At 62.1% G+C, this 22,919-nt stretch carries 20 protein-coding genes, 1 tRNA gene and 1 pseudogene; 15 read left to right on the top strand and 7 right to left on the bottom strand.

Annotated features, from left to right (window positions below; translation table 11 throughout):
* Nucleotides 1-149, bottom strand: a pseudogene (locus CQ017_RS05940) (serine hydroxymethyltransferase); the annotation flags it as partial.
* A 152-nt stretch (nt 150-301) separates the two neighbouring features.
* On the opposite strand from CQ017_RS05940, the gene CQ017_RS05935 reads away from it, so the two are divergent.
* The 7 genes from CQ017_RS05935 to CQ017_RS05905 all read left to right on the top strand — a co-directional run bounded on the left by CQ017_RS05935 (nt 302) and on the right by CQ017_RS05905 (nt 8,291).
* Nucleotides 302-961, top strand: coding sequence for a GntR family transcriptional regulator (locus CQ017_RS05935; RefSeq protein WP_105552958.1), 660 nt, complete (start codon nt 302-304; stop codon nt 959-961).
* A 385-nt stretch (nt 962-1,346) separates the two neighbouring features.
* Complete coding sequence (locus tag CQ017_RS05930) at nt 1,347-2,141, top strand: creatininase (protein WP_105552957.1); 795 nt, start codon at nt 1,347-1,349, stop codon at nt 2,139-2,141.
* 52 nt (nt 2,142-2,193) lie between these two features.
* A complete protein-coding gene (locus CQ017_RS05925; protein ID WP_105552996.1) occupies nt 2,194-3,885 on the top strand; it encodes a BCCT family transporter in 1,692 nt (563 codons plus the stop codon).
* 298 nt (nt 3,886-4,183) lie between these two features.
* Nucleotides 4,184-5,437 (top strand): aminopeptidase P family protein, encoded by a 1,254-nt coding sequence (locus CQ017_RS05920; RefSeq protein ID WP_105552956.1) that lies wholly within the window; start codon nt 4,184-4,186, stop codon nt 5,435-5,437.
* Between the two features lie 183 nt (nt 5,438-5,620).
* On the top strand, nt 5,621-6,964 hold the full coding sequence (locus CQ017_RS05915) for an MFS transporter (RefSeq protein ID WP_105552955.1): 1,344 nt from the start codon (nt 5,621-5,623) through the stop codon (nt 6,962-6,964).
* A gap of 55 nt (nt 6,965-7,019) precedes the next feature.
* On the top strand, nt 7,020-7,841 hold the full coding sequence (locus CQ017_RS05910) for an IclR family transcriptional regulator (RefSeq protein ID WP_105552954.1): 822 nt from the start codon (nt 7,020-7,022) through the stop codon (nt 7,839-7,841).
* A 21-nt stretch (nt 7,842-7,862) separates the two neighbouring features.
* Nucleotides 7,863-8,291 (top strand): cupin domain-containing protein, encoded by a 429-nt coding sequence (locus tag CQ017_RS05905; RefSeq protein ID WP_105552953.1) that lies wholly within the window; start codon nt 7,863-7,865, stop codon nt 8,289-8,291.
* Here CQ017_RS05905 and CQ017_RS05900 read toward each other — a convergent pair.
* Complete coding sequence (locus tag CQ017_RS05900; RefSeq protein ID WP_105552952.1) at nt 8,264-9,478, bottom strand: NAD(P)/FAD-dependent oxidoreductase; 1,215 nt, start codon at nt 9,476-9,478, stop codon at nt 8,264-8,266. The genes CQ017_RS05905 and CQ017_RS05900 overlap by 28 nt on opposite strands.
* 199 nt (nt 9,479-9,677) lie before the next feature.
* Nucleotides 9,678-11,561: a BCCT family transporter gene (locus CQ017_RS05895; RefSeq protein ID WP_105552951.1), complete on the bottom strand. Its 1,884-nt coding sequence runs from the start codon at nt 11,559-11,561 to the stop codon at nt 9,678-9,680.
* Between the two features lie 576 nt (nt 11,562-12,137).
* On the opposite strand from CQ017_RS05895, the gene CQ017_RS05890 reads away from it, so the two are divergent.
* The 3 genes from CQ017_RS05890 (at nt 12,138) to CQ017_RS05880 (ending at nt 14,352) form a co-directional block, all read left to right on the top strand.
* Nucleotides 12,138-13,334, top strand: a complete 1,197-nt coding sequence (locus tag CQ017_RS05890) for a S8 family serine peptidase (RefSeq protein WP_105552950.1) — start codon at nt 12,138-12,140, stop codon at nt 13,332-13,334.
* Between the two features lie 13 nt (nt 13,335-13,347).
* Nucleotides 13,348-13,614 carry a hypothetical protein gene (locus CQ017_RS05885; RefSeq protein WP_105552949.1) on the top strand — a complete coding sequence of 89 codons (267 nt, stop codon included), beginning with the start codon at nt 13,348-13,350 and terminating at the stop codon, nt 13,612-13,614.
* A gap of 138 nt (nt 13,615-13,752) precedes the next feature.
* Nucleotides 13,753-14,352 (top strand): NADPH-dependent FMN reductase, encoded by a 600-nt coding sequence (locus CQ017_RS05880; RefSeq protein WP_105552948.1) that lies wholly within the window; start codon nt 13,753-13,755, stop codon nt 14,350-14,352.
* A gap of 121 nt (nt 14,353-14,473) precedes the next feature.
* Here CQ017_RS05880 and CQ017_RS05875 read toward each other — a convergent pair.
* Nucleotides 14,474-14,546, bottom strand: a tRNA-Ala gene (locus CQ017_RS05875).
* A 193-nt stretch (nt 14,547-14,739) separates the two neighbouring features.
* On the opposite strand from CQ017_RS05875, the gene CQ017_RS05870 reads away from it, so the two are divergent.
* Entirely contained in the window at nt 14,740-15,174 is a 435-nt protein-coding gene (locus CQ017_RS05870) for a VOC family protein (protein WP_105552947.1), read from the top strand.
* A 67-nt stretch (nt 15,175-15,241) separates the two neighbouring features.
* On the opposite strand, the gene CQ017_RS05865 is transcribed toward CQ017_RS05870, so the two are convergent.
* Nucleotides 15,242-16,486: an MFS transporter gene (locus tag CQ017_RS05865; protein WP_105552946.1), complete on the bottom strand. Its 1,245-nt coding sequence runs from the start codon at nt 16,484-16,486 to the stop codon at nt 15,242-15,244.
* A 170-nt stretch (nt 16,487-16,656) separates the two neighbouring features.
* On the opposite strand from CQ017_RS05865, the gene CQ017_RS05860 reads away from it, so the two are divergent.
* Nucleotides 16,657-17,601 carry an endonuclease/exonuclease/phosphatase family protein gene (locus tag CQ017_RS05860; protein WP_181150501.1) on the top strand — a complete coding sequence of 315 codons (945 nt, stop codon included), beginning with the start codon at nt 16,657-16,659 and terminating at the stop codon, nt 17,599-17,601.
* Nucleotides 17,602-17,605: 4 nt separating this feature from the next.
* Here CQ017_RS05860 and CQ017_RS05855 read toward each other — a convergent pair whose 3' ends face one another.
* On the bottom strand, nt 17,606-18,274 hold the full coding sequence (locus CQ017_RS05855; protein ID WP_105552944.1) for an alpha-ketoglutarate-dependent dioxygenase AlkB: 669 nt from the start codon (nt 18,272-18,274) through the stop codon (nt 17,606-17,608).
* Between the two features lie 56 nt (nt 18,275-18,330).
* Nucleotides 18,331-19,053, bottom strand: coding sequence for a sirohydrochlorin chelatase (locus CQ017_RS05850; RefSeq protein ID WP_105552943.1), 723 nt, complete (start codon nt 19,051-19,053; stop codon nt 18,331-18,333).
* A gap of 501 nt (nt 19,054-19,554) precedes the next feature.
* On the opposite strand from CQ017_RS05850, the gene cobA reads away from it, so the two are divergent.
* From cobA to CQ017_RS05835, 3 genes are all read left to right on the top strand, one after another.
* Nucleotides 19,555-20,568: a uroporphyrinogen-III C-methyltransferase gene (cobA, locus tag CQ017_RS05845; RefSeq protein ID WP_105552942.1), complete on the top strand. Its 1,014-nt coding sequence runs from the start codon at nt 19,555-19,557 to the stop codon at nt 20,566-20,568.
* Complete coding sequence (locus tag CQ017_RS05840) at nt 20,565-21,686, top strand: uroporphyrinogen-III synthase (RefSeq protein WP_105552941.1); 1,122 nt, start codon at nt 20,565-20,567, stop codon at nt 21,684-21,686. The genes cobA and CQ017_RS05840 overlap by 4 nt, the downstream gene beginning before the upstream one ends.
* Before the next feature lie 242 nt (nt 21,687-21,928).
* On the top strand, nt 21,929-22,843 hold the full coding sequence (locus CQ017_RS05835; RefSeq protein WP_105552940.1) for a carbohydrate kinase: 915 nt from the start codon (nt 21,929-21,931) through the stop codon (nt 22,841-22,843).
* Nucleotides 22,844-22,919: the final 76 nt, after the last annotated feature.

Here is a 22,919-nt window from a genome sequence, read left to right as displayed (position 1 = left end):
GCCTGCGCGGTATGGTTCTCCGAAGCGATCATCTCCAGACCACGCTGCTGACGAGCGAGCTCGGCATCGATCCGCTGCGCAATCTCCGGGTCCAGGGTTCCGAGGTCCTCGGTCAGCGAATCCGCTGCGAGGGAGGTAGTTAGAGTCATTGCCCATTCCTAAATGTATGAATTGCCGACAACTGATATATCAATCTGTAATTCACTGTATGATGGGAGTCACACCCCGGTCAATGGGTTAGCTGGAATTTCTTTGACGCATAGCATTTCGGCACAACGGCGCCGGGAAATCGGAGGACACGATGACCATGACAGCTCAGCTGATTAGCGGAGGAGAGTCCATGGCCGAACGCGCTTATCTGGTGCTGCGCGATCGGCTCATCATGATGGACATCGCCCCGGGCGACCCCATCAACGAAGCCCGGCTGGTCGAAGAGCTAGGCATTGGGCGCACGCCACTGCGCGAGGCACTCAAGCGCCTCGAAGTCGACCACCTCGTGCAGTCCTACTCGCGCCGCGGAACCTTCGCCACACGCGTTGACATCACCGAACTGGCCGATATCACCGAAGTGCGCCAGGCGCTGGAGCCGTTGGCGGCGGGAAAAGCCGCCGCCCTGCACGGCGGGATCGTCCGCGCCCAAATGGAGGACACCGTCAGAGCGGTCGGCGCACTGAACTCGACCAATGCCCGCCGCGAGCTGATGGAGAACGATCTGGAGGTTCACCGGCTGATCTATCGCGCGGCCGGCAATCACCACCTCGAAGAAACCCTCATTCGACTGGACAACCTGGCCACACGCATCTGGTGCATGACCCTTGACCGATTACCCACGGTGGATGAGCACATTTCAGAACACGCCAATTTGCTCCAGGCCATTCTGGACGGCGACGTTCATGCGGCCGAAGAACTGGCGTTGGAACACATCGTGCACTTTGAGTCGTCGGTGCGCGCGGTCCTGTAGCTCCCCCGATCCACCCCCATGCGTCGCCGAACGCTCACCCCTACGCGCGACCTCCAGCGGAATTTCCAACGCAGCCAACTTTCCCATTTCGCCGCATTCGCCCATGTTTGCCGACGGCTACCTACCTATCCAGGAGGCCAATCGGCAACCTCCGCGCGCCCTGGCACCTAGAGACGCTCCTCGCCCGCGGCACCTCCGGGCTAGCAATCACCACGGATTCAACGTGCATCCGGTGCGCCAAATTATTTCGCACCAGGGCTTGACTGTGACCTGAGTCACTGAAATGATGCAGTGCAACAGCGTTGCGCTTACTGCAACCATACTCCGAACCAAAACAAATCCCATCCGCGGCGCTTCGGCACCCCCTTGGGGCCAGGAGATTTCCATGCACTCAGTATTCATCGAAGAGCTTGATGCCCAAACCTACGCGGAGCACTTAGCCCGCCCCGGATCCACCATTGTCATTCCAGCCGGAGCCACCGAACAGCACGGACCCCACATGCCGCTAGGCGTCGATGCACTGCTCTCACGCACCATCGCCGGCGCCGTGGCAGAAAAAACCGGAGCATTGGTCGCTCCGGCACTTTGCTACGGCTACAAATCACAGCCGCGCTCCGGCGGCGGCAACCACCGCGTGGGAACCGTCAGCCTCGGCGGCTGCACGCTCAGCCAGATGGTTGAAGATGTTGTCGGTTCGTTCATAGCCCAGGGGTTCGACAATGTTGTCGTGCTCAATGGGCATTTTGAGAACTACCAATTCATCTACGAGGGTTTGGACAATGCGGTGGCCAGGACCCGCAACGGCGGATCCGCCGCCCGAGCTATGCTGCTTTCCTACTGGGACTTCGTCGACGAAGAGACCCTGTCCAAGGTCTTTCCAGACGGTTTTCTCGGCTGGGACATAGAACATGGAGGCATCCTCGAAACGTCGCTAATGCTGCTGCTGCACCCCGAACTGGTCAGCATGGATCGCGTTGTCGACCATCCACCGGCGAAGCTCACCCCTTACGACATTTTTCCCGAAGACCCCTCCCGGACGCCGGACAGCGGCTGCCTCTCTTCGGCTAAGGGAGCAACCGCCGAGCGCGGGCGGCTGCTTTTCGAAACCGTCACGAGACAGGTGGCCGACGCCCTCGAGAACGAATTGCTGCTCGGCGGCACAAGCCTGGAGACGAAATAGTATGTCGGTGGATCATTCAACGTCCCAGGGCCGGAAAAAATCAGGCAAAGCCATGCGCCGAGGAGAGGAGGAGAGCGAACAGGTAGAGGTTCCGCGATTCATGGGCCGGCATATTCCACCCATAGATCGATTGCTGATCCGTGTAATCCCACCGGTGCTGATCCTTGCGGTGATCATCTGGGTGCTCGGCAACCCAGTGTCCGCCTCCGCAGCGATTTCCGAAATGCGTACCTTCGTGACCGGAAAATTCACCTGGCTGTTCATCCTGTACTCCGTGTTCACCGTGGTGGTTTGCATCTGGCTGTCGATGAGCCGCGTGGGCAAGATCCGCCTTGGCGGGCCGCTAGCGAAACCGCAACACAGCAAGTTCGCCTGGTACTCGATGCTCTTCGCCTGCGGGCAGGGTATCGGGCTGATCTTCTGGTCTGTTGCCGAACCGATCATGCTGCGCGACGAGAATCCGGTCATCCCCTCCGGTCCGAATGGCGCCCAGGAGGGAGCCATCGTCTGGACCTACTTCCACTGGGGCCTGACGGCCTGGGCGATGTATTGCGCCGTTGCAGTGTGTTTGGCTTACTCGCATCACAACCTCGGCAAGACCTTGACTTTTCGCGAGGCGACGGTTGACATCCTGCCGCGCTGGTCGCGCCGCGGGGCGGGCGTCGTTATCGAGCTGCTGGCTATTATCGCGACGGTTCTCGGCTTGGCCACCTCCTTCGGCTTTGCGGCCATGCAATTCTCCTCCGGCCTCACCTCATTCACCGGGCTGAGCGCCACCCCAATGATGTGGCTGATGGTCATCCTGATCTTTGCGGGCATCACCTCGATCTCCGCCATCGTCGGAATCAATAAGGGCATGGCCCGGATCAGCGGGCTCAATTCAATTTTGAGCATCGCCTTGATCGCCGCGGTACTGATCTTCGGCCCATCGCTGTTCATCGTCTCTAATATGTCCCAGACCTTTGGCAGTTTCTTCACGAACTTCGCGACTATGAGCCTTTGGACCGATTCGGGGTTGGCTGCCACCACCTTGGAGAGCTGGAAGGACAGCTGGAATGGCTGGTGGACGGTCTTCATCTGGTGCTGGGTCATAGCATTCTCACCATTTGTGGCCGGCTTCATCGCCAGGATCTCGCGCGGGCGGACCATTCGCGAATTTGTTCTCGGCGTGACTATCATTCCATCGCTGATCGTCATGGTCTGGGTAGCCATCCTCGGATCGGCCGCCATCTACTACGACGACCAATCCAACCGCGGCATCAGCGACGCCGTGGCCGCCGATACCTCCTCGGGCCTGTTTGCGATGCTCGATTCGGTACCGATCGTTGGAACCGTCTTGCTGGTCGTAGCCACCGTGCTGGTTGCCACCTACTACGTCACCTCGTTGGACTCCGGAATTTATGCGCTCAGCGAGTTCGTTTCGGCTCCGCACAAATCCGGCCCGGTCTTCCGTGTCGTCTTGGTGCTGTCCGTTGCTACGGTGACGACGGTGCTGTTGACCATGGGTGGAACGGCGGTGGTCGATACCGTGCAAACAGGAACGATTATCGGCGCCTTCCCCTTCTCCTTCGTGATCATCTTGATGATCATCAATTTGATCCGCCGGCTGCTCAAACGAGACAAGGCGATCAGGCAACTGGAGAAGGACATCAATAATCCGGATCCAGGTCTGGTCTTCGTCCCGGATCCAGACGGGGAGGGCGCCATCCGCAAGAAGGTGCCGCAGGACGGCGAGCAGGGCTAGTGCTGCGCAAACCACACCTCCACGAAGGCCGTGAAGCTCGAAACTTTGAGCTTCGCGGCCTTCATCCATTCCCCTGCAAACATTGATCATTCCAAGTCACACGAATTCTTTTACTTGGGTCCGCAGGGTCTCCAAAATACTTCTTGACAGTGACCCAAGACACACATAGTCTTCTTGCAACGATGTTGCGTTCATTGCAACTCGTAAACTCTTCTCCGGCGATTCCCATGAATCCTCGCAATCCATCTGATTGGGCCGGCCTACCTTGACACTTCATTTCTTACAAGGAGCCAACACCATGACCACCGCCGCAAACACTGCCACCAACGTTTCCGAGCTGGCGCGCCTGAAGACCCTGCACAACGGAACCAAGCAGCAGTTAACCTTCTCGGACACGGAGTTCGAGCTCCGCTTGGCCGGACTGCGCCAAATCATGGCGGCAAAGTCCCTGGACGCGGTCATCCTGACCAGCTATCACGGCATCAAGTACTATTCGGACTTCCTGTACACCACCTTCGGCCGCAACTACGCGTTGGTGGTCACCGCGAACAACTCCACCACCGTGACGGCGAACATCGATGCCGGCATGCCTTGGCGCACCAGCTACGGCGAGAACATCGTGTACACCGACTGGAAGCGCGACAACTTCTTCTACGGCCTGCAGGAAGCACTGAAGCGCGACGGCGTGAAGGCAAGCCGGATCGGCGTGGAAGATGACGCCCTGCCGGGGCTGACCCGCCGGCAGATCGCCGACACCTTCAGTGGTGCCACGCTGGTGGATGTTTCGCAGGATGCCATGCGCCAGCGCATGATCAAGTCCGCAGAGGAAATCGAAGTCATCAAGCACGGTGCGCGCATCGGCGATCTGGGCGGCGAAGCGATCAAGGCCGCCATCCGCGAAGGCATCAGCGAATACGAAGTAGCATTGATCGGCACCGAAGCGATGGTGCACGAGATCGCCAAGACCTTCCCGCACCGCGAGGTGCGCGATACCTGGGTCTGGTTCCAGTCCGGGATCAACACCGACGGCGCCCACAACTGGGCCACCACCCGCAAGCTTGAGCGCGGGGACATCCTCTCGCTGAACTGCTTCCCGATGACCTCCGGCTACTACACCGCGCTGGAGCGCACGCTGTTCCTCGGCGAGCCGGATGCCCGCTCCCTGGAATTGTGGAACGTCAACGTCGAGGTGCACAAGCGCGGACTGGAGCTCATCAAGCCCGGAGCCGTCTGCAAGGACATCGCCGCGGAGCTGAACGAGATCTACATTTCCCACGGCCTGCTGCCCAACCGCACCTTCGGCTACGGCCACTCCTTCGGCGTACTCTCGCACTACTACGGCCGCGAAGCGGGCCTGGAGCTGCGTGAGGACATCGATACGGTGCTCGAGCCGGGCATGGTTGTCTCGATGGAACCGATGCTCACCGTCATGGACGGCGAGCCGGGTGCCGGCGGCTACCGCGAGCACGACATTCTGGTTGTCGGCGATGGCGGAGCCGAGAACATCACCAAGTTCGGTTTCGGACCGGAGAACAACATCATCGACGCCTAGCGGCAGTCGAAACCCGTGGTGTGGGGTCCACCCCCACACCACGGGCGCTTAACCACTAGTCCCGCAGCATGCACGGGCGCTGCGCCAAGTATCGGGCTCCGAACGGCGTTCCGACACCACCTGATATCCCCGCGGCATCGCAGCCAAGCGGCCGGCGCCGCCACCTTGCAGAGGCATCTCCCCATGACCCAGAGCAACAACAACCCACCGGGCGCAGCAGCCGCGCTCGCTGCCGATAACGGCCCGGCATCACCTTCCGTTGACCCGCAGACCCGCCGCAAGGTGGTTGCCGCCAGCTTCATCGGAAATTTCGTGGAGTGGTTCGACTACGCGGCCTACGGATATCTCGCCGTGACCATTGCCGCGGTATTCTTCCCCGAATCAGCTCCCCAAACGGCATTGCTGCTGACCTTCGGGCTGTTCGCGATCTCATTTTTGGTCCGCCCGCTGGGTGGCTTCGTCTGGGGCCACATCGGTGACCGCGTGGGGCGCCGCGAGGCACTGAGCTGGTCGATCCTGTTGATGTCCGGAGCGACCTTCGCCATCGCACTGCTGCCGGGCTACGCCAGCATCGGCATCGGCGCACCTTTGCTGCTGCTCGCGCTTCGCCTGGTGCAAGGCTTCTCCGCCTCCGGGGAGTACGCCGGGGCCTCGGCGTTCCTCGTCGAATACGCCCCAGCCAATCGCCGCGGCCTGTATGCCGCGGTGGTGCCGGCAAGCACCGCGGCGGGCCTGCTGCTCGGTTCGCTGATGGCGGCCCTGCTCACCGGACTTCTGGAACCGGCGCAGATGCAGAGCTGGGGGTGGCGCATCCCGTTCCTGCTCGCCGCGCCGATGGGCCTCATCGGCCGCTACATCCGCACCAAGCTCGAGGACTCCCCCGTCTTCCAGGAACTCTCCAAGGAGGAGAATACCTCCAAGACTCCGGTGTCATCGCTCTTCCGCAACCACTGGCGCCAGCTTCTCCAGGCCTCCGGGGCGGTCTTGCTCAACGCCGTGGGCTTCTACGTCATCCTCAGCTACATGCCCACCTACCTGTCCGAAGAGCTGGGCTTGGACCGCACCTCGGCCTATATCGCGACGACGGTGGCCCTGGCCACGTACATCGGATTCATCTTCCTCACCGGCATGCTCTCGGACCGCTTCGGCAGACGCCGGGTGCTGATCACCGCTTCGGTGCTGTTCGTGCTGTTCACGGTTCCGGCGTTCATGATGCTGGAGTCCGGCAACTTCGCCATGATCCTGCTGGTCCAGGTCCTGCTCGGCGCCATGCTGACGCTGAACGACGGAACCCTGCCCAGCTTCCTGGCCGAGATGTTCCCGACCCGCGTACGCTACTCGGGGTTCGCGGTCTCCTTCAACCTCTCCAATGCCCTCTTCGGCGGTACCGCGCCCTTCGTCGCAACCTTGCTCATCGCCTCCTCGGGCAGCGTCTTGGCTCCGGGCTGGTACCTGATGGGCGCCGCGGTGGTCTCGCTGATTGCCGTGGCACTCTCCGTCGAAACGAGCAAGAAGCCGCTGGCGTAGCTTCTCCGCCAGCTAGGATTAGCTCAATTACCCGAACGTACAGGTTGAGGAAATCATGACTGCATTCGAGAACGAAGGATCGGCCGCGCCACACGTCGAGGACGAGCGGACCCCCGAAGTCCGTGGCGCATCGGTGATCGTCAACGTGATCGATGTTTTGCGTTGCTTCACCGTTGAACGGCAGCTGGTCGGCGTGACGGAGATTGCGGCGGAAGTTGGCCTGCATAAATCCAGCGTGTCCCGAATTCTTGCCACGCTGGTTCAAGAACGCATCGTGGAACGCGACGAGCCCACCCGGAAGTTCCGCTTGGGATTGGGATTGATCGCCATTGCCGGCCCGCTCCTGGCAAATCTCGACGTGCGCCAGACGGCTTATCTGCCTTTGAAGGAACTCGCTGAGCACGTCCGGGAAACCGCGGTGCTCAATATCTGGGATGGCCACGAATCGGTGTCGGTGGAGCAGATACCCTCCACGCGACCGGTCAAGCACACCTCCGCGATGGGCAGCCGCTACAACACCGCATTGAGCGCTACGGTTCAGCTGTTTCTAGCCTATGAGACCCCGGAACGTACCCGGGAGCTCTTGGAGAACGGCAGCATCGTATTGCAGGGCGATCTTACGGCGGAGCAATTCCTTGATCGAATCAGCGTTGCACGAAACCGGGGCTACGCGGTGAACTACGGCGAAACCTCGCAGGAGGAAGTCGGTGTGGCGGCCCCGATATTCAATCATCGCGGTGAGGTAGTTGCCAGCGTCTTGATCGCGGCACCGTTCTTCCGAATCACGCCCGAAATTCTAGACGAACTGATCGCGGCATGCGTACGCACGGCACGCCAAATCAGCCAGCGCATGGGATATACCCGCCAGCTGGCCTAGCGCCACCACTACGGAGGAAAGATGCTGGAAAAACGCGACGCCCATGGCTTCGGCTACCGGCTCCACGAGGGCAGCGAAATGCTGATGCACCACCATTTCGGCGGGCACACCGGGTTGCCGGTCGCCATTCAAACCTGGGTGATCCCACCCGGCGGCTTCGAGGGACGCCACCGGCACGACCAGGGTGAGCAACTGATCGAGTTCTACCAGGTGCTGGAAGGGACCGGCCGCATGCGCGTGGGCGCAAGAACCTATGAGCTGAGCTCCGGAGACTCGGTGCTCGCCGGGCCCGCCGAGCTGCACGACCTGACGAACACCGGGAGCGCGGAGCTACGGGTGCTGGTGGTGTGGGGCCCGCCGGGCAGCGTCGACCTGACACCCTACGGGTCACACCGCCGCGCGGAGCAACTGCGCGGCGCGGCTCAGAGCTCGCCCAGCTCCACCGACTGATCGGTGAGCCGCTCCGGAGCGATGCTCCGTCCAAGCAACCCGCGCAAGGTCTCGTTCACATCCCAGATGTTCACATTCATCGCCGCGGTGAGCTTTCCGCCATCCAGCCAGAAAACGATGAACTCCCCCGATTCGGTGTCCCCGCGCACCACCGTGGTGTCCTCCGGGGCCGCATAGCCGACGTACTCCATGCCCAAATCGAACTGGTCGGTGAAGAAGTATGGGGCCCAATCGTAGTTTGCCTCTTGCCCGGTCAGCGTCGCGGCGGCGAGCTTGCCCTGGCGGATGGCATTGTCCCAGTGCTCCACGCGCAGCGCCCGGCGCAGGGAGCTGTTGAAAGCCTGCGCGATGTCTCCGATGGCGAGGATCTTGTGATCCGAGCTGCGCAGCGCGGCATCGACGATCACCCCGCGATCGGTCTCCAACCCCGCCTGCTGCGCCAATTCGATATTCGGGACCGCGCCAATGGCCAGAAGCACCACGTCGGCGCGGCTGGTTCCGGCGCTGCTGACTACCTCGAGGCGTCCGTCGGTTTCCTGTATCGACTCGACCTGGGTGCCGGTGCGCACGTCCACCCCGTTGCGCTGATGCAGCTCCAGCAGGTGATGTCCGAAGCGGTCGCCGAAGACCTTGCCCAGCGGGACCTCGTCCGGGGAGTACACGGTGACCCGCGCCCCGCGGTGCCGGGCGCTCGCGGCGGCCTCCATGCCGATCCAGCCCGAGCCGATCACCGCCAGCTGGGTGTCTTCGGCCAGCGATTCACGCAGTGCATGTGCCTGTTTCACGGTGCGCAGCACGTGCACGCCGGGCAGGTCATGGCCTTCGAAGGGATGCGCGCCGCCGAGGTTCGGACGGGCGCCGGTGGCCAAGACCAGCCGGTCATAGGAAACGCTGCCGCCGTCGCTGAGCGCTACCAACTGGTTCTGCCGGTCAATGCTTTCGGCCCGCACCCCGAGCCGCAGATCCACGTTGTTTTCCGCATACCACTGCGCGGTGTTAACCGTGAAGTCCTCGAGCTTCTCCTGGCCTTGGAGATAGCCCTTGGACAAGGGCGGCCGCTCATAGGGCAGTTCTTGCTCCTCGCCGATCAGGGTGATCGCCCCGGTGTGCCCCAAGCTGCGCAGTTCCTTCACGGCGCTGGCCGCGGCAAGACCCGCACCAACGATGACGATTGATTCCTGGCTCATCGAACACCCCTTAACTTCTGCCGGCGCAGCGATGCCGCCGCGGGCAGTGAATAGTGCTTGTCTCTTCGATCCTCACACTTCAATGGCCCGATTGGCAAGGTTCGCTCAGTTCAGCTACCGGCAACGAAAAAGCTGGCGAGCGGACCGCTTGGTGCGGTCAGCTCGCCAGCCGACGTTCAAGGCCTACCGAGAGACATTGCTACTGCTCGGTTCCCCTTTTATGCGGGGCCTTGCCGCTGCCTTCATCGCGTCGGCCGAAAACTCCGCGCGAGCGCGTCACCCGGTAGTCGATGCGGTCATCGACGTAACGACGCAGTTCCGGCTGGTCATCCAGGGTGCCCCACAGCTCGTCGGAGACGAGCTCGGTGACCCGCTCGAGCCGGATCTTGGCCTCGATGATATCCAGCGTCTTGCTCTCGTGGCGCAGGCCCTTGACGGTAGCCACGGCCATCAGGATCATGATGATGCTGAATGGCAGTGCCGTGGCCAGCGAACCGGCCTGCAGCGCCTGGAGCCCGCCGGCCATCAGCAGCGCAGCAGCCAGCAAGCCTTCGAGCACCGCCCACAGCACGCGGGACCAAGTTGGCGGGTTCGGGTGCCCGCCCGAGGCGAGCATATCCACCACCAGCGAGCCGGAGTCCGAGGAGGTGATGAAGAAGATCGCGACCAGGATGATCGCCATGACCGAGAGGATCGTTCCCATCGGCAGGGCACCGAGGACCTGGAACAGCGAGCCTTCGGCGGAAACCGCGCCGTCCTGGACCATGTCCCCGGCGCCGAAGAACTGGCGGTACAGCCCGGCGCCGCCCATCACGGAGAACCAGAGGAAACCGACGATGGTCGGCACCAGCAGCACGCCCAAGACGAATTGGCGCACGGTGCGCCCACGCGAAATGCGGGCGATGAAGATGCCCACGAACGGGGCCCAAGCAATCCACCAGCCCCAGTAGAAGACCGTCCAGCTGGAGAACCAGGTCTGCGCTGCCTCGCTCTGCTGGAAGGCGCCGACGTCGAAGGTCATGTTCATCCAGTTGGCCAGGTACACGCCTAGAGACTGCACGAAGTTCTGGAACAGGAACAGGGTCGGGCCCAGCAGCAGCACGCTGATCATCAGCAGGCCGGCCATGGACAGGTTGATATTCGACAGCCACTTAATGCCTGCGCCCAGGCCGCTGACCACGCTCATGGTGGCCAGGAAGGTGATCACGACGATGAGGATAACCAGCAGCGTGTTGTCCACCGAATCCACCAGCCCGATGGACTGCAGTCCCGAGCTGATCTGCTGCACGCCCAAGCCCAGCGAGGTCGCGATGCCGAAAACCGTTCCGAAGATGGCCAGCACGTCGATTACATCGCCCAGCCAGCCCTTGACTCGGTCCCCAAGCACCGGTTCCAGTGCCCAGCGGATGGAGACCGGACGGCCACGGCGGTGGATCGCGTAGGCCAGGGCCAATCCGATGACCGCGTAGATGGCCCAGGGATGCAGGCCCCAGTGGATGAAGGTCTGCGCCATGGCAAGGCCCGCCAGTTCCCCTTCGGTGCCTTCCCATCCGGGCTTCGGGTCAACGGTGGCGTACATCAGCGGTTCGCCCACGCCATAGAAGACCAGGCCGATGCCCATGCCGGCGGCGAAGAGCATCGCGAACCAGCTGAACAGCCCGAATTCCGGCTTCTCCCCGTCATTGCCCAGCGTGATCCGGCCCAGCTTCGAGAAGCCGATCACGATCACCAATGCCACGAACCCGCCGATGATCAGCATGTAGTACCAGCCCAGGTTCGCCACGATCCAGTTCTGGACCGCGTTGAAGGTGCTGCTTGCCGTATCCGGCAGCGCAATGGCGAAAAGCGCCACGGCCAGGATCACTATCAATGACGGCCAGAAGACCGCTGGTGCGATCCCGCCCTTGCCCAAACGCACGCCTTGGCGGCGCAGCTTGGCGGTGATCTGTTCGTCGGTGTCGTTTTCGGCAATGTGCATATGCACCGGGATCGGCGCGGTATGCGGGGAGTCCGAAATGGTCTCATCCGCACCGAATTCATCCGGGCTCTCGGGAGGTTCGACCTCGTCTATATTTCGCGTCATCGTCATTTATCCTTTGCTGCGAGTATTGCCCTATGGTTTAACACCCTTATGCGTCGCGGACTAAGATACAAGTGGCAGCGGGAAAATTAGTCCCTTCTTCCATGTGTCTTCGGCGCCATGAGCAGCAGCTTTGCTCTGCGCTACACGCGCAGGCGAAAAATAATCAAAATCTCGTTCAGTTGACCATTGATCAGAACTTGACTAGTGCGTTTGCCGAGACGACGAATGATTCTAGCGAAGCGCCCGCACAGGAATGGCCGCAGTTTTCCACGGATTCCCAGCGCGTGGTCCGCAAATCCTGACGTCAAGTTATTGAGAGAAAATTCATCTCATCTGCGCGGCACGATTTGGGGCGAAATATTCATTCATCTCCGACTCGGCCGCTACCCGAACGCAATTTACTAGATCTTCTGGCAGTTCCGCCTGCGCAGTGCGCAGATCGAAAAGTTTCCTTGCCAAATCGTGGTGACGCGCATACCAAGCCCGGTACAGTGCTAGGTAACCACAGCTTCGGCAGCGGATGAATTCACCTGGCGGCGCGGAGCTGGAAGCTGACTTGTTCTGAAGGAGTCGACCATGTTCACCCCAGAGGTTCCCTTTCTCCGTTCTAGCGCTACCCCTATTCCTGGCCGCTACGTGCTGGTCTTCGACTCGGCCGAACAAACCGAAACCGAAAGCGTTGGGATCCGCGCCCTTTCCGAGGATGTCCCGCAGATTCTCGAGTCCGAAGGTTATGGCCTGACCGAATACTTCCCGCGGCTCGGCATCGCCGTGGTCAGCAGCGCCGCGGAGCATCTCAACGAGTTCCAGGCGCGTTGCGCCAGCCGGAGTATGCCAACCCGCGTCGTTCCCGAGATGGTGTACCACGCCCTGTCGGCAGAGCCCACCGCGCAGCCCACCGATTCATTCAACGACACCGATCAGGCAACCTGGGGCTTGCAGGCGGTAGCCGCGGTCGACTCCAAATTCACCGGCGCCGGCATCAAGGTAGCGGTGCTGGACACCGGCTTCGACCTAGCCCACCCCGACTTCGCCGGACGCACGGTGGTGTCCAAATCCTTCGTCCCGGGCGAGGACGCCCAAGATGGCCACGGACATGGCACCCATTGCATCGGTTCCTCCTGCGGCCCACGCACCCTGGCTGACGGCCGCGGCTACGGGGTGGCCTCCGGGGCGGATATCTACGCGGGCAAGGTGCTTGGCGCCGACGGCTCCGGGTCTGACGCAACCATCCTGGCCGGTATCGACTGGGCCCTGGAAAACGAATGCCAGGTGATCTCCATGTCGCTGGGGGCCGATGTGCAGCAAGTGCACCCGCCCTATGTGACCGCCGGACGCCGGGCATTGGAACTCGGTTCGCTGATCATCGCCGCGGCGGGCAACAACGCCCAACGCTCCCAGGGGAACGCAGGGTTCGTCGGGGCACCGGCCAACAGCCCCTACGTGATGGCGGTCGGCGCGCTGGATAACACGCTGAATATAGCCGACTTCTCCGCCCGCACGCTGCCCGGCCGTGGCGGCCAGGTGGATATTTCCGGTCCGGGTGTAGCCGTCTATTCCTCTTGGCCGGGGGCCGAACGATACAACACCATCAGCGGCACCTCCATGGCCACCCCGCATGTGGCCGGCATCGCGGCGTTGCTAGCCGAGGCCACCGGCTTCCGGGCGCGTGAGTTGTGGGCCGAGCTCGTGCAAGAGGCCCAGCGTTTGGAGCTGTTCTCCGTGGACGTTGGCTCAGGCCTCACCCAAGCTCCGCCACCGGCCGAAGCTTAGGGGCAGGGAGATCATGAGCGAATCATCGGACGATCGGGTGACGTCCTCGCACACCTATATCGTGACCGTGACCGCGACCTATACCGCGCGGATCGATCAGGTGGTCAGTTCGCTGGAAGCCTCCGGGCTGCGGATCAACAAGGTGCTTGGCACGCTAGGCCAGGTGATCGGCCACGGCGACGAGGAACTGCGCGCCCAGCTGCAGCAAGTCGAAGGCGTGCAGTCGGTGGATGATGAAAGAGTTTATCGGCTGCCCAACCCGAAAGATCCCTTGCAGTAGTCGCTGACCTGAGGCGCAATAGAATGACGCAGGCTCTCGGCGTGCGTCATTCCGTTGCGCCTCGAGGCAATTATGCGCGGCAATTTTCCTGTTCGGAAATCTCTGGACGGATGCCGGCGACGGTGGTGAACTGGGGACATGAGACAGTACAGCATCGGCTATTTTGTCGGTTCGCTAGCCACGAATTCCATCAACCGCACGTTGTCCAAGGCCCTGATCAAGCTGGCCCCGGAGAATCTGAAATTCACCGAAATCCCGATCAAGGACCTGCCGCTCTACAGCTACGATTACGACGAGGACTACCCTTCCGTCGGTACCGAACTCAAACGCGCCATCGAAGCTTCGGACGGGTTGTTGTTCATCTCCCCCGAATACAATCGCTCGATTCCCGGTGCGCTGAAAAATGCGATCGACTGGGGTTCGCGACCGTGGGGCACCAACTCATTCGCCCGCAAGCCCAGCGGACTGGTCGGAGCCTCAATGGGCGCCATCGGCACCGCGGTGATGCAGTCCTCGATGCGCGGCGTGCTCAGCTTCCTCGACTCCCCGCAACTGAACTCCCCCGAGGTCTATCTGGCATTCAACCAAGAAGACTTCGATGCCGAGGGCAATGTGCACAATCATTCGACGGCCGACTTCCTGAAGCACTACATGGGCGAGTACGCGGCTTTTGTTGCCCGCGTGCTGGACGCCAGCGCCGAGGGCCATATCGGCGACCCGAGCCCGCAGCACGGCTAGGCGCCCGGCGCGTCCCGAGTTCCTTCGGCTGGCCCCAGCGGAATTCGGTAAAGGGTCGCAGAAGTTTAAGCGAAAAAATCCCGGTATCACTTTATGCAAGTGATACCGGGATTTTAATCTGTGGAGGTAAGGGGATTCGAACCCCTGACCTTCTGCATGCCATGCAGACGCGCTACCAACTGCGCCATACCCCCAGATGAAGGTTTAGTTCTTGCGATCTTTTGGACCTCCGAACCGAGATATAACTCTACCGGAGCCTGCAGATAAATACCAATCGGGATTCCGAGAGGCTAATCACAGCGCCTCTTCCCATCCTCGAGTTCCGGTGGAAGAATGTGCCTCGTGGACGGATCAGTCCTACGAACTTCGGCGAAAGGTAACTTCCCAATGTCCGTTGCTATGACCCCTTATCTGCAATTTGGCGGCGTCGCCCGCGAGGCAATGGAGTACTACCACTCCGTTTTCGGCGGAGAATACTCCGCCATGACATTCAAAGAAGGAATGGATGACGGCAATCCCGCCACCGCCGACCTGATCATGCACTCTTCCTTATTCGTCGATCGCGGACTGCACCTGATGGGTTCCGATGCCATGCCGGAAATGAATGTGACCGGAAACGGCACCATTGCCCTGAGCAACGATGCCACCGACCCCGCAGATGAAGCGAAGCTCACCGCCTGGTGGGAGAAGCTTTCCGACGGTTCGCGCATCGATGAACCGCTGGCCAAGGCCCCGTGGGGTGACTCGTTCGGAATGCTGACCGACAAGTTCGGGGTGTGTTGGATGTTCAATATCGGTGCCGTAGGAAGCCAAGAGGGCTAACCAGTACAGATGAGTGCGGGGCGTGGATCCAATGGATCCACGCCCCGCACCTAGTTGCATTTGTTGTTTAGTGTTGTTCCGGCGCGTCGACCCGCTCGAGAACCGCTGCCGCGCCGATAACCAGGCCAAGCTTTTGGGCTCGGAGCTGGGTAATCCACGCGATCAATAAGCCCAAGGCCGCAAGTCCGGCCCCGACCACCGACGGCGCACGGTAGCCCAGGCCCGCGCTGATCACGATCGCGCCGAGCGCAGCGCCGAGGGCATTGGCCACGTTGAGCGCCGAGTGGTTCAGCGACGCAGCCAACGACTGCGCATGTGGGGCCGAATCCATCAGCAGCGTCTGCAGGCTCGGGATCAGCAGCGAACCGACGCTGCCCAGGACGAACACCATGATGAGTGTTGGGATCACCCACGAGGCAACGGCGGCAAACACCAGCATGCTGATAACCATGAGCACACTGGCCAGCTTGATCGCTCCGAACACCGACCAGTCGGCCAGCCGTCCTCCGATCAACGAGCCGACCACCATGCCCACCCCGTAGAGCGCCAGGGCCAGTGGAACCAGCACAATATCCAGCCCGGTTTCGTCGGTGAGGGTTGGAGAAATATAGGAGTAGACCGCGAAGAACCCACCGAAGCCTACGATGCCGGTTGCCATGGCCAACCAGACTTGCAGGCTTTTAAGCGCCGAAAGTTCGCGGCGCATACTTGCTCCCGCTTCGGCCCTGCGCAGCGGGACGAAAATAGTGATCAAGGCAAAGGTGAGCAGCCCCACCGCGGTGACCACAAGGAACATCGAACGCCATCCGACTTCCTGGCCCAGCAAGGTCACCAAGGGGACACCGCCGACGTTTGCCACCGACAGGCCCAGCATTACCCACGCGATGGCTCGCCCACGCATGCTGCCGGGCACCAAATTACCTGCCAGCACACCTGCCAACCCGAAGTAGGCCCCGTGCGGCAGTCCGGAAAGGAACCGGGTGAACAGCATGGTTCCGTAATCCGGAGCGAAGAATGAGGAAAGATTTGCCACGGCAAAGAGCAGGATCAGTAGCTGCACCGCACGCTTTTTCGGGATTTTTGCGGCGACCGCGGTCAACAGCGGCGCACCGACAACCACGCCGATCGCGTAGGTGCTGATCACGAGCCCCATCTGGGAATTCGTGACGTTCAGGTCCTCAGCGCCTTCCTGGAGCAGGCCCATCATGGCGAACTCGGTCACACCGATGCCAAAGCCACCCATGCCTAGGGCAATAATTGCGAAGAGCAGTGTCCTGCCTTCTAAATACCGCGGGGGCGCTAAACGGTTCATTGGGGGCCTCTTACTTTGCTGCGATTCGGGTGTGTTCATGGCACGGCTACGTTGGCGCCCGTATCAATCGTAATGACAATACCTCTCGGGTACCCAACAGAGAACGCGGCGCGGGTATTCCACGCTCAATCCACGGCTGGGCGAGGAACATGTGGCACTGTGGAATTCTCATGTCCCATGCAGCTCATAAACGCCTCACCGCCGGCCGGATGGCCGCCCGGTTATTGATAGTTCTTTTGTCATTGGCACTGACCATAGTGCTAGTTGCCCACCGCAGCTTCCCCGAACGCGGTGGGCTCGGACTGTTTCTGGACAATTTGGCTCCCTGGCTAGGCCTCGGCGTGCCCTTGTTGTTCTGCTGGGCGCTGGCGGCGCGTGGCCGCATCTCTTTTTTGGTGCTCCTGCTTCCGTTGGTGGCTTGGTCGTGGATCTTTGGCGCGGCGTTCCTGCCGGCCAATGCCCCCGGACCGGCCGCCAAATTTATTGTCGCCACGCAGAATGTGCACGAAGACGGGGCGCACAGCTCCGCACAGGGTCTCCTCGCCACGGGCGCAGATCTGATAAGCCTGCAGGAACTGGGTGAAGGACAGGCCCAGGAAGTCGCTGCACTGCTGGAAGAAACCCACCCGCACCAGTACACCGTGGGAACCGTGGGGGTCTACAGCAAGTATCCGATCCTCGACGAAGAGCCGCTGGACCTTGGGTTGGGTTGGTCCCGGGCGGTGAAGCTGCGCGTTCGAACCGACGCCGGGGATGTGACGGTGTACGCGGTCCACGTGGCTTCGGCCCGGCCCCTGGAGCATGCGGAACGCGACCTGATGCTAAGCAATCTTGGACGCACGCTCGCCGCCGATCGGAGCGCGAAAATTATTGCCTTGGGCGATTTTAATGCGACCAATGCCGACCGCCATTTCTCGCCGGTCTCGGAGCAGCTCAACAAGGTGCCGCATGAGGGCTGGGGGTTCGGGATGACCTGGCCGAACCGTCCGATGCCCATGTTGGGCATCGACCACGTGCTGGTTCGCGGCCTCGATACCGGCTCCTCGGACACGTTGGCGGTGGGAGATTCCGACCACCGGGCGGTCATTGCCACCCTCGATCTGGCCTCCGAATAGCGGCCTAGCCCATCCCCGTCTCACGCAGCGTGATGTTGATCCGGCCGCTGCCCAGCGACCAGCCGGCCGGAGCCGTACCCGGATAGATCTTCGTCACCGCATGGAAGGCCCACCGGGCGGGACCCTCGAAGACGAACAAGTCTCCGGAAGCCAGACGCACATCTTGGTAGGGCTTGGTGCGCGTCTCGTTGTTGCCCAAGCGGAAGTTCGCGCTCTCGCCAATGGACAGCGAGACGATCGGTGCGTTGATTTTCTCTTCGGCGTCTTGGTGCATGCCCATGGTCGAGCCCGGCGGGTAGTAATTGATGATCGCCACATCGGGGTTGTAGCCCGCGGCTTTTGCTCCGTCCCCGGTCGTTTCCAGCACCGCGCGCCGTCCCAGTGACGCCAGCCAATCGGGCATCGGTGGCACCGGCTGGCCGTTGAGGTCTTCGGCGGTGCGCGTGTAGGTGTAGTTTCCCCAATGCCAGCCCAGGCATACCGTCTTGACCTTCATCGGGTGTCCATTGACCAGCGTGGAATGCGGCGGGACCGGTCCATTGCCCCAATCCAGGAAGCGTTCGGTCATCCAGTCCTGCTGCTCGCGGGTTAGCCAGCTGGGCAGATGGACCGCGCCCGCGCGCACGGTATGGGGCCGACGCTCGAAGGCGCCGTCATCGAAAAGCGACTGCATGTTTACACTGTGCCGTTCTTGGCCCTTGCCGGCAAGTGCTGAAGGTTGGTCCGGGCCTAGGATAACGCCGCCAGGAAGCGATGCAATACGAGGTTCACCAATTCTGCGGGCACCTCAGCGTCCGGGGCAAGCAATGGATCGCTGACCAGATCTGCGCCGCAGCGCTCGATCAGGGACTGAAAGTAGCCGGGCGCCAACAGGTAACTGGCCACGACCACGCGGTGTTGCGGGCTCGCCGCCCGGGCCGCGGCGACCGCTTCCCCCAGCGACGGGGTCGCCGCGGCCACGAAGGCGGCGGTAACCTGCACCCCCAGCAGGCCGGCCAGCAGGTTGGCAACCTGTTGGCAGTCATGCACGCCCTGGGCCAGCCGTGTCCCCGCACCGGCGAGGATGACAGGTTCGCCGCGCCGCCATCCGGCCTGCACGAGTCGGTGCTCGATAACCAGAGCGAGCGACGGGTGCGGGCCGAGGGCCGGTGCAATGCGAGTATTGGGCCGAAGCGCCGCCGCCTCGGTGAGATCTTGATCCACGTGCACACCCCGCGAAAGCAGCAGCGGCACGAGGACCGCGTGCTGCTCTTCGTCCGGCAGCCCGAGGAGCAGCGTACTTGCCCGGGGCTCTTGGACGTCGACGAATGACTGGTGCACGGCCACTGAGGCCGCCCGGCGGATTTCCTCCACCAAGGAGTTGATCGCCCGTTGGCCTGCCGGATCGCTGGTGCCGTGCGAGACGGCCACCAGGGACTCGGTTCGCGGTTCGGTTGTTGATCCCCCGCTCATGCGGGCTGACCGGGCTCCGGCATTTCGCGGGCAATGAGTAGGCCCATGATTCTTCCCTTCGGTAGTTTCGAGGCTCGTTGTCACGAGCCTGTGGTTGCAGTCTACGAAGCGCCTGTTACGGCCGATCGCACGGTTCTGTTGCGCCCAGGTAAATCTCGTTTCACCGGCATTGGCCACGGCCAGGCTTCATTGCGCGGCGGCGCAAACACGACCCCCGTAGTTCTCGTCGAGTTTATGTATGAATTATTCCTATGGAAACAAATGGGAAATTTCGGGGCAAAGGTTCCTCGATAGTGTTGTCAGCATCGAGCCATCGAGAATCAAGTGGAGCTGACTTCCCATGTCAAACCGTTCAAATGATCAAACGAACCATACTGCCGGCGACTGCTTGCCCGCTCACCGCATCACCGAAGCGGCGAGCGGAAAAAAGGTTTTTGTTGGACAAGCAGGCTTATTCGGCGCCGACCACACGGCTTGCGAACTCGCGGCGGAGTCGATCCGATGAACGGCACAGCGTTCGAGGTCAAGGGTTGCACGCTGCTGCTCGCCGGCGGGCTGAGGGGTGCACGCGGGGCAGCGGAGCATTTCATCGCGCAGGGGGCGCAGGTACTTTCCGCGGATACCCCGGAAGGTGGACTCGTGGCGCTCGAAACCGCGAACCTGCTGGTCATCTGCGATGCCTTGCCCCAGCGCTTCCAGCCGCTGCGCGAAGCGGCCCAGCGGCGGGGACTGCCGGTCTTGACGCGCCAACCGGCCGCCGACTCCGGCCAAATCACCCTGGTCGGTGGTGGCCCCGGCGCACTTGATCTGCTGACCGTGCGAGCGGTCAGCGCCTTAGCCGACGCCGACATGGTCTTCGTTGACCGGTTGGGCCCCGGCGATCTCGTGCGGAAGCTCGCCCCGCAGGCGGTGATCGTGGATGTTGGCAAGCAGCCCGGGCACCACAAGGTCAGCCAATCCCAGATCGAAGAGCAGATGCTGACCGCCGCCAAGGCCGGTTCAAATGTGGTTCGGCTCAAAGGCGGAGACCCATTCGTATTTGGCCGCGGATTCGAAGAGATGGCCGCGGCCTCCAAGGCAGGCATCGCCATCAGCGTGGTGCCCGGACTCAGTTCCTGCATCACGGTTCCCGCGGCCGCCGGCATTCCGGTCACGGCACGCGGTGTGAACCGGGTATTCTCGGTCATTTCGGGCCACGACCCGCTGGAAAGCCAGCAACTGGAGCAGCTCACCGGGCTGGGCGGCACCATCATCATCCTGATGGGCATGGGAACCCTGGAAAGCACCGCTTCCGGCCTGCTGCGCCAGGGCATGGCAGCCACCATGCCCTGTGCAATCGTCGAATCCGGGACCACCGGCGACCAACGCACCACCTTTGCAACGCTGGCGACCCTGACGGCGACCTCCCGGGCGCGCGGTTGCGCGAATCCGGCGGTGATCGTCATCGGCGAGGTGACGGCCTTGCCGCAGCGGCTGCTGGCCGAGGAAATGGCAAATTTTGGGGCCATCGCATGAGCGCGCTGGCTCTGCCATTGTCTGGTTTCAGGATCGCGGTGACCAGCGACCGGCGTTCGGCCGAACTCATCGAAGCGCTGGAGCGCCGCGGCGCCGAGGTCACGCACGCACCGTTGCTGAAGCTCGCACCGCTGGACGACGAGGCGCTGCTCGTGGAGCAGACCAGGAAGCTGATCGAGTTGCGCCCGGAAGCGGTCATCATTTCCACCGCCTATGGGCTGCGGCGCTGGTTCGATTCGGCCGAGGCCGCTGGTCTCGGCCACCAGTTGTGCCAGTCCATGAAGGCGGCGAAGCTCTACGTTCGCGGTGCGAAGGCCCACGGTGCGGTGCGCGCCCTGGGATTCCACGCCGCCGGTGTCGCCCAGGACGGCACCACCGCCGGGCTGCTTCCGCTGCTGGGGCCTTCGATCGCGGGGCAAACCGTGGCGGTGCAGTTGCATGCGGACAGCGACCATGGGCTCGCCCAGTCGCTGCGGGATCTGGGCGCGTCGCGGGTTTTGAAGGTCGAGCCGTACCGCTGGCTGGACACCAGCTCTGACCAGCACCTTTCGCTTCTGGTCGAAGGAATCTGCGCCGCGCATTTCGACGCGATCACCTTCACCAGCGCGCCGAGCGTGCATGCGCTGTTCGCCGCGGCCCGCACGCGCAATCGCTACCAGGCGCTGATTCGCTCGCTGAACGAACGAGTTGCGGTGGCAACGGTGGGCCCGGTGACGGCGGCCCCGCTGCAGTCCTCTGGTGTGCACGGCGCGTTGGTTCCCGAACGCCACCGCATGGGCGCGATGATTCTGCAACTGGTCGAGCATCTGGGCGCGCTGGGCACGCTCAGCGCGCCGACGGTCTTCGGGGAATGCGAACTTCGGGGACGCACATTGAGCCTGAACGATGAGCGCTGCGAGCTCACCCCGGCACAGACCGAGATCCTGCGCTGCCTGCTGGAGGCCGGAGGGTCGGTCGTCTCGCGCGACGAGCTCGGCGCTGTGCTGCCCACGGTGTCTTCGAAGCACGCGCTGGACATGACGCTCAGCCGGCTGCGGCGCACGCTCCCGCACCCGGACCTGATCACCACCGTTATCAAGCGCGGCTACCGGCTGAATGTCGAGGCCGCGCGCTATTGAGTCCGCCGGCCTGCTGAATCCCGGAAACGTTCAGGATTCAGCGGGCCGGGACTTCCTGCCCCGCCGGTTCAGGGCCACGGTGCCGAAGGCGACTCACGACGGCGGTGGTTCCTGGTTGCCCAGCGCGAATTAGCTCACCGATTTCCCACGGTCCTGCATTGCATTTGTGAGGTTCCGCGCAATAAGCGCCGAACCCACGCCCCGGAAATGGCTATTTAAGTGAATTTCCGTAGTATCGAGTCATGGCACAGATACAGGTGGTTGGCGAAGCTCTAGCCGATATCGTTGATGACGTGGCTCATCCAGGTGGCTCCCCGATGAATGTCGCGGTGGGTCTAGGACGCTTGGGCCATCAGGTCACATTGCATACAGAGCTAGGCGAAGATGCGTACGGCAAGTTGATCGCCGCGCACCTCGAAGATTCCGGTGTAGCGCTCGCGGCCGGCAGCGTCGCGCAGCGGCCCACGAACACCGCCACAGTTTCCGTCGACGGAGTTGGCGACGCGAGCTATGAATTCGATTTGTCCTGGGAACTTCCAGGCGGCGTTCCAAGTTCCGAGGCGCAACTCCTGCATTCAGGTTCTATCGCCGGATGGCTGGCACCGGGATGCGAGAAAGTATTGGAAGCATTCCAAGGCTCTCCGGCAACGCAATTGCGCAGCTATGACCCAAATCTGCGCCCGCAGCTGATTCCCAAGCGCGCCGCTGCGCTGAAGCAGGTAGAAAAACTGATGAGTCTGTCCCATGTGGTCAAGCTCAGCGATGACGATGCCTTGTGGCTCTACCCCGGTTGGGACTGCCAGCGAATCTTGGATCATATTCTGGAACGCGGCGCCAAGCTTGCCATCATGACCTTCGGGGCTCGCGGCGCCACCGCCCGCACGAAGAACACCGAGGTACTGGTCCATTCCCGTGCGGTGAAGGTCGTGGACTCAATCGGCGCAGGCGACGCTTTCATGTCTGGCTTGCTTCATGGGCTGCTCAATAGCTCGTTGGCGCAGGCGCTCACCACGAAGGGTGGAGCTCTGGACCAGAAAGAATTGGAGTCTGCGCTGACTCAGGCGACTCGTTGTTCGGAGCTGACAGTACTGGTTTCCGGGGCCAACCCGCCAAGGCTTGAACAGCTCAACGAGTCTTTTCAAGACCAAATTTCCTAGGGAAGAAAACGCTTCTTTGCTCAGAGACTTGCTAGAGTTCCCTAGCAGATAAGCGTTTTCGACTAAGGGGTCACTC

Source organism: Arthrobacter sp. MYb224, assembly GCF_002975455.1.
In the GTDB taxonomy this organism is placed as follows: Bacteria; Actinomycetota; Actinomycetes; order Actinomycetales; family Micrococcaceae; genus Glutamicibacter.
This window is presented reverse-complemented; position numbering and strand designations above follow the sequence as displayed.

Bases quoted from the DNA above. Each gene is read 5' to 3' on its own strand.
- CQ017_RS05935 (WP_105552958.1), top strand. From the start codon at position 302: ATGACCATGACAGCTCAGCTGATTAGCGGAGGAGAGTCCATGGCCGAA.
- CQ017_RS05930 (WP_105552957.1), top strand. From the start codon at position 1,347: ATGCACTCAGTATTCATCGAAGAGCTTGATGCCCAAACCTACGCGGAG.
- CQ017_RS05925 (WP_105552996.1), top strand. From the start codon at position 2,194: ATGCGCCGAGGAGAGGAGGAGAGCGAACAGGTAGAGGTTCCGCGATTC.
- CQ017_RS05920 (WP_105552956.1), top strand. From the start codon at position 4,184: ATGACCACCGCCGCAAACACTGCCACCAACGTTTCCGAGCTGGCGCGC.
- CQ017_RS05915 (WP_105552955.1), top strand. From the start codon at position 5,621: ATGACCCAGAGCAACAACAACCCACCGGGCGCAGCAGCCGCGCTCGCT.
- CQ017_RS05910 (WP_105552954.1), top strand. From the start codon at position 7,020: ATGACTGCATTCGAGAACGAAGGATCGGCCGCGCCACACGTCGAGGAC.
- CQ017_RS05905 (WP_105552953.1), top strand. From the start codon at position 7,863: ATGCTGGAAAAACGCGACGCCCATGGCTTCGGCTACCGGCTCCACGAG.
- CQ017_RS05900 (WP_105552952.1), bottom strand. From the start codon at position 9,478: ATGAGCCAGGAATCAATCGTCATCGTTGGTGCGGGTCTTGCCGCGGCC.
- CQ017_RS05895 (WP_105552951.1), bottom strand. From the start codon at position 11,561: ATGACGCGAAATATAGACGAGGTCGAACCTCCCGAGAGCCCGGATGAA.
- CQ017_RS05890 (WP_105552950.1), top strand. From the start codon at position 12,138: ATGTTCACCCCAGAGGTTCCCTTTCTCCGTTCTAGCGCTACCCCTATT.
- CQ017_RS05885 (WP_105552949.1), top strand. From the start codon at position 13,348: ATGAGCGAATCATCGGACGATCGGGTGACGTCCTCGCACACCTATATC.
- CQ017_RS05880 (WP_105552948.1), top strand. From the start codon at position 13,753: ATGAGACAGTACAGCATCGGCTATTTTGTCGGTTCGCTAGCCACGAAT.
- CQ017_RS05870 (WP_105552947.1), top strand. From the start codon at position 14,740: ATGTCCGTTGCTATGACCCCTTATCTGCAATTTGGCGGCGTCGCCCGC.
- CQ017_RS05865 (WP_105552946.1), bottom strand. From the start codon at position 16,486: ATGAACCGTTTAGCGCCCCCGCGGTATTTAGAAGGCAGGACACTGCTC.
- CQ017_RS05860 (WP_181150501.1), top strand. From the start codon at position 16,657: ATGTCCCATGCAGCTCATAAACGCCTCACCGCCGGCCGGATGGCCGCC.
- CQ017_RS05855 (WP_105552944.1), bottom strand. From the start codon at position 18,274: ATGCAGTCGCTTTTCGATGACGGCGCCTTCGAGCGTCGGCCCCATACC.
- CQ017_RS05850 (WP_105552943.1), bottom strand. From the start codon at position 19,053: ATGAGCGGGGGATCAACAACCGAACCGCGAACCGAGTCCCTGGTGGCC.
- cobA (WP_105552942.1), top strand. From the start codon at position 19,555: ATGAACGGCACAGCGTTCGAGGTCAAGGGTTGCACGCTGCTGCTCGCC.
- CQ017_RS05840 (WP_105552941.1), top strand. From the start codon at position 20,565: ATGAGCGCGCTGGCTCTGCCATTGTCTGGTTTCAGGATCGCGGTGACC.
- CQ017_RS05835 (WP_105552940.1), top strand. From the start codon at position 21,929: ATGGCACAGATACAGGTGGTTGGCGAAGCTCTAGCCGATATCGTTGAT.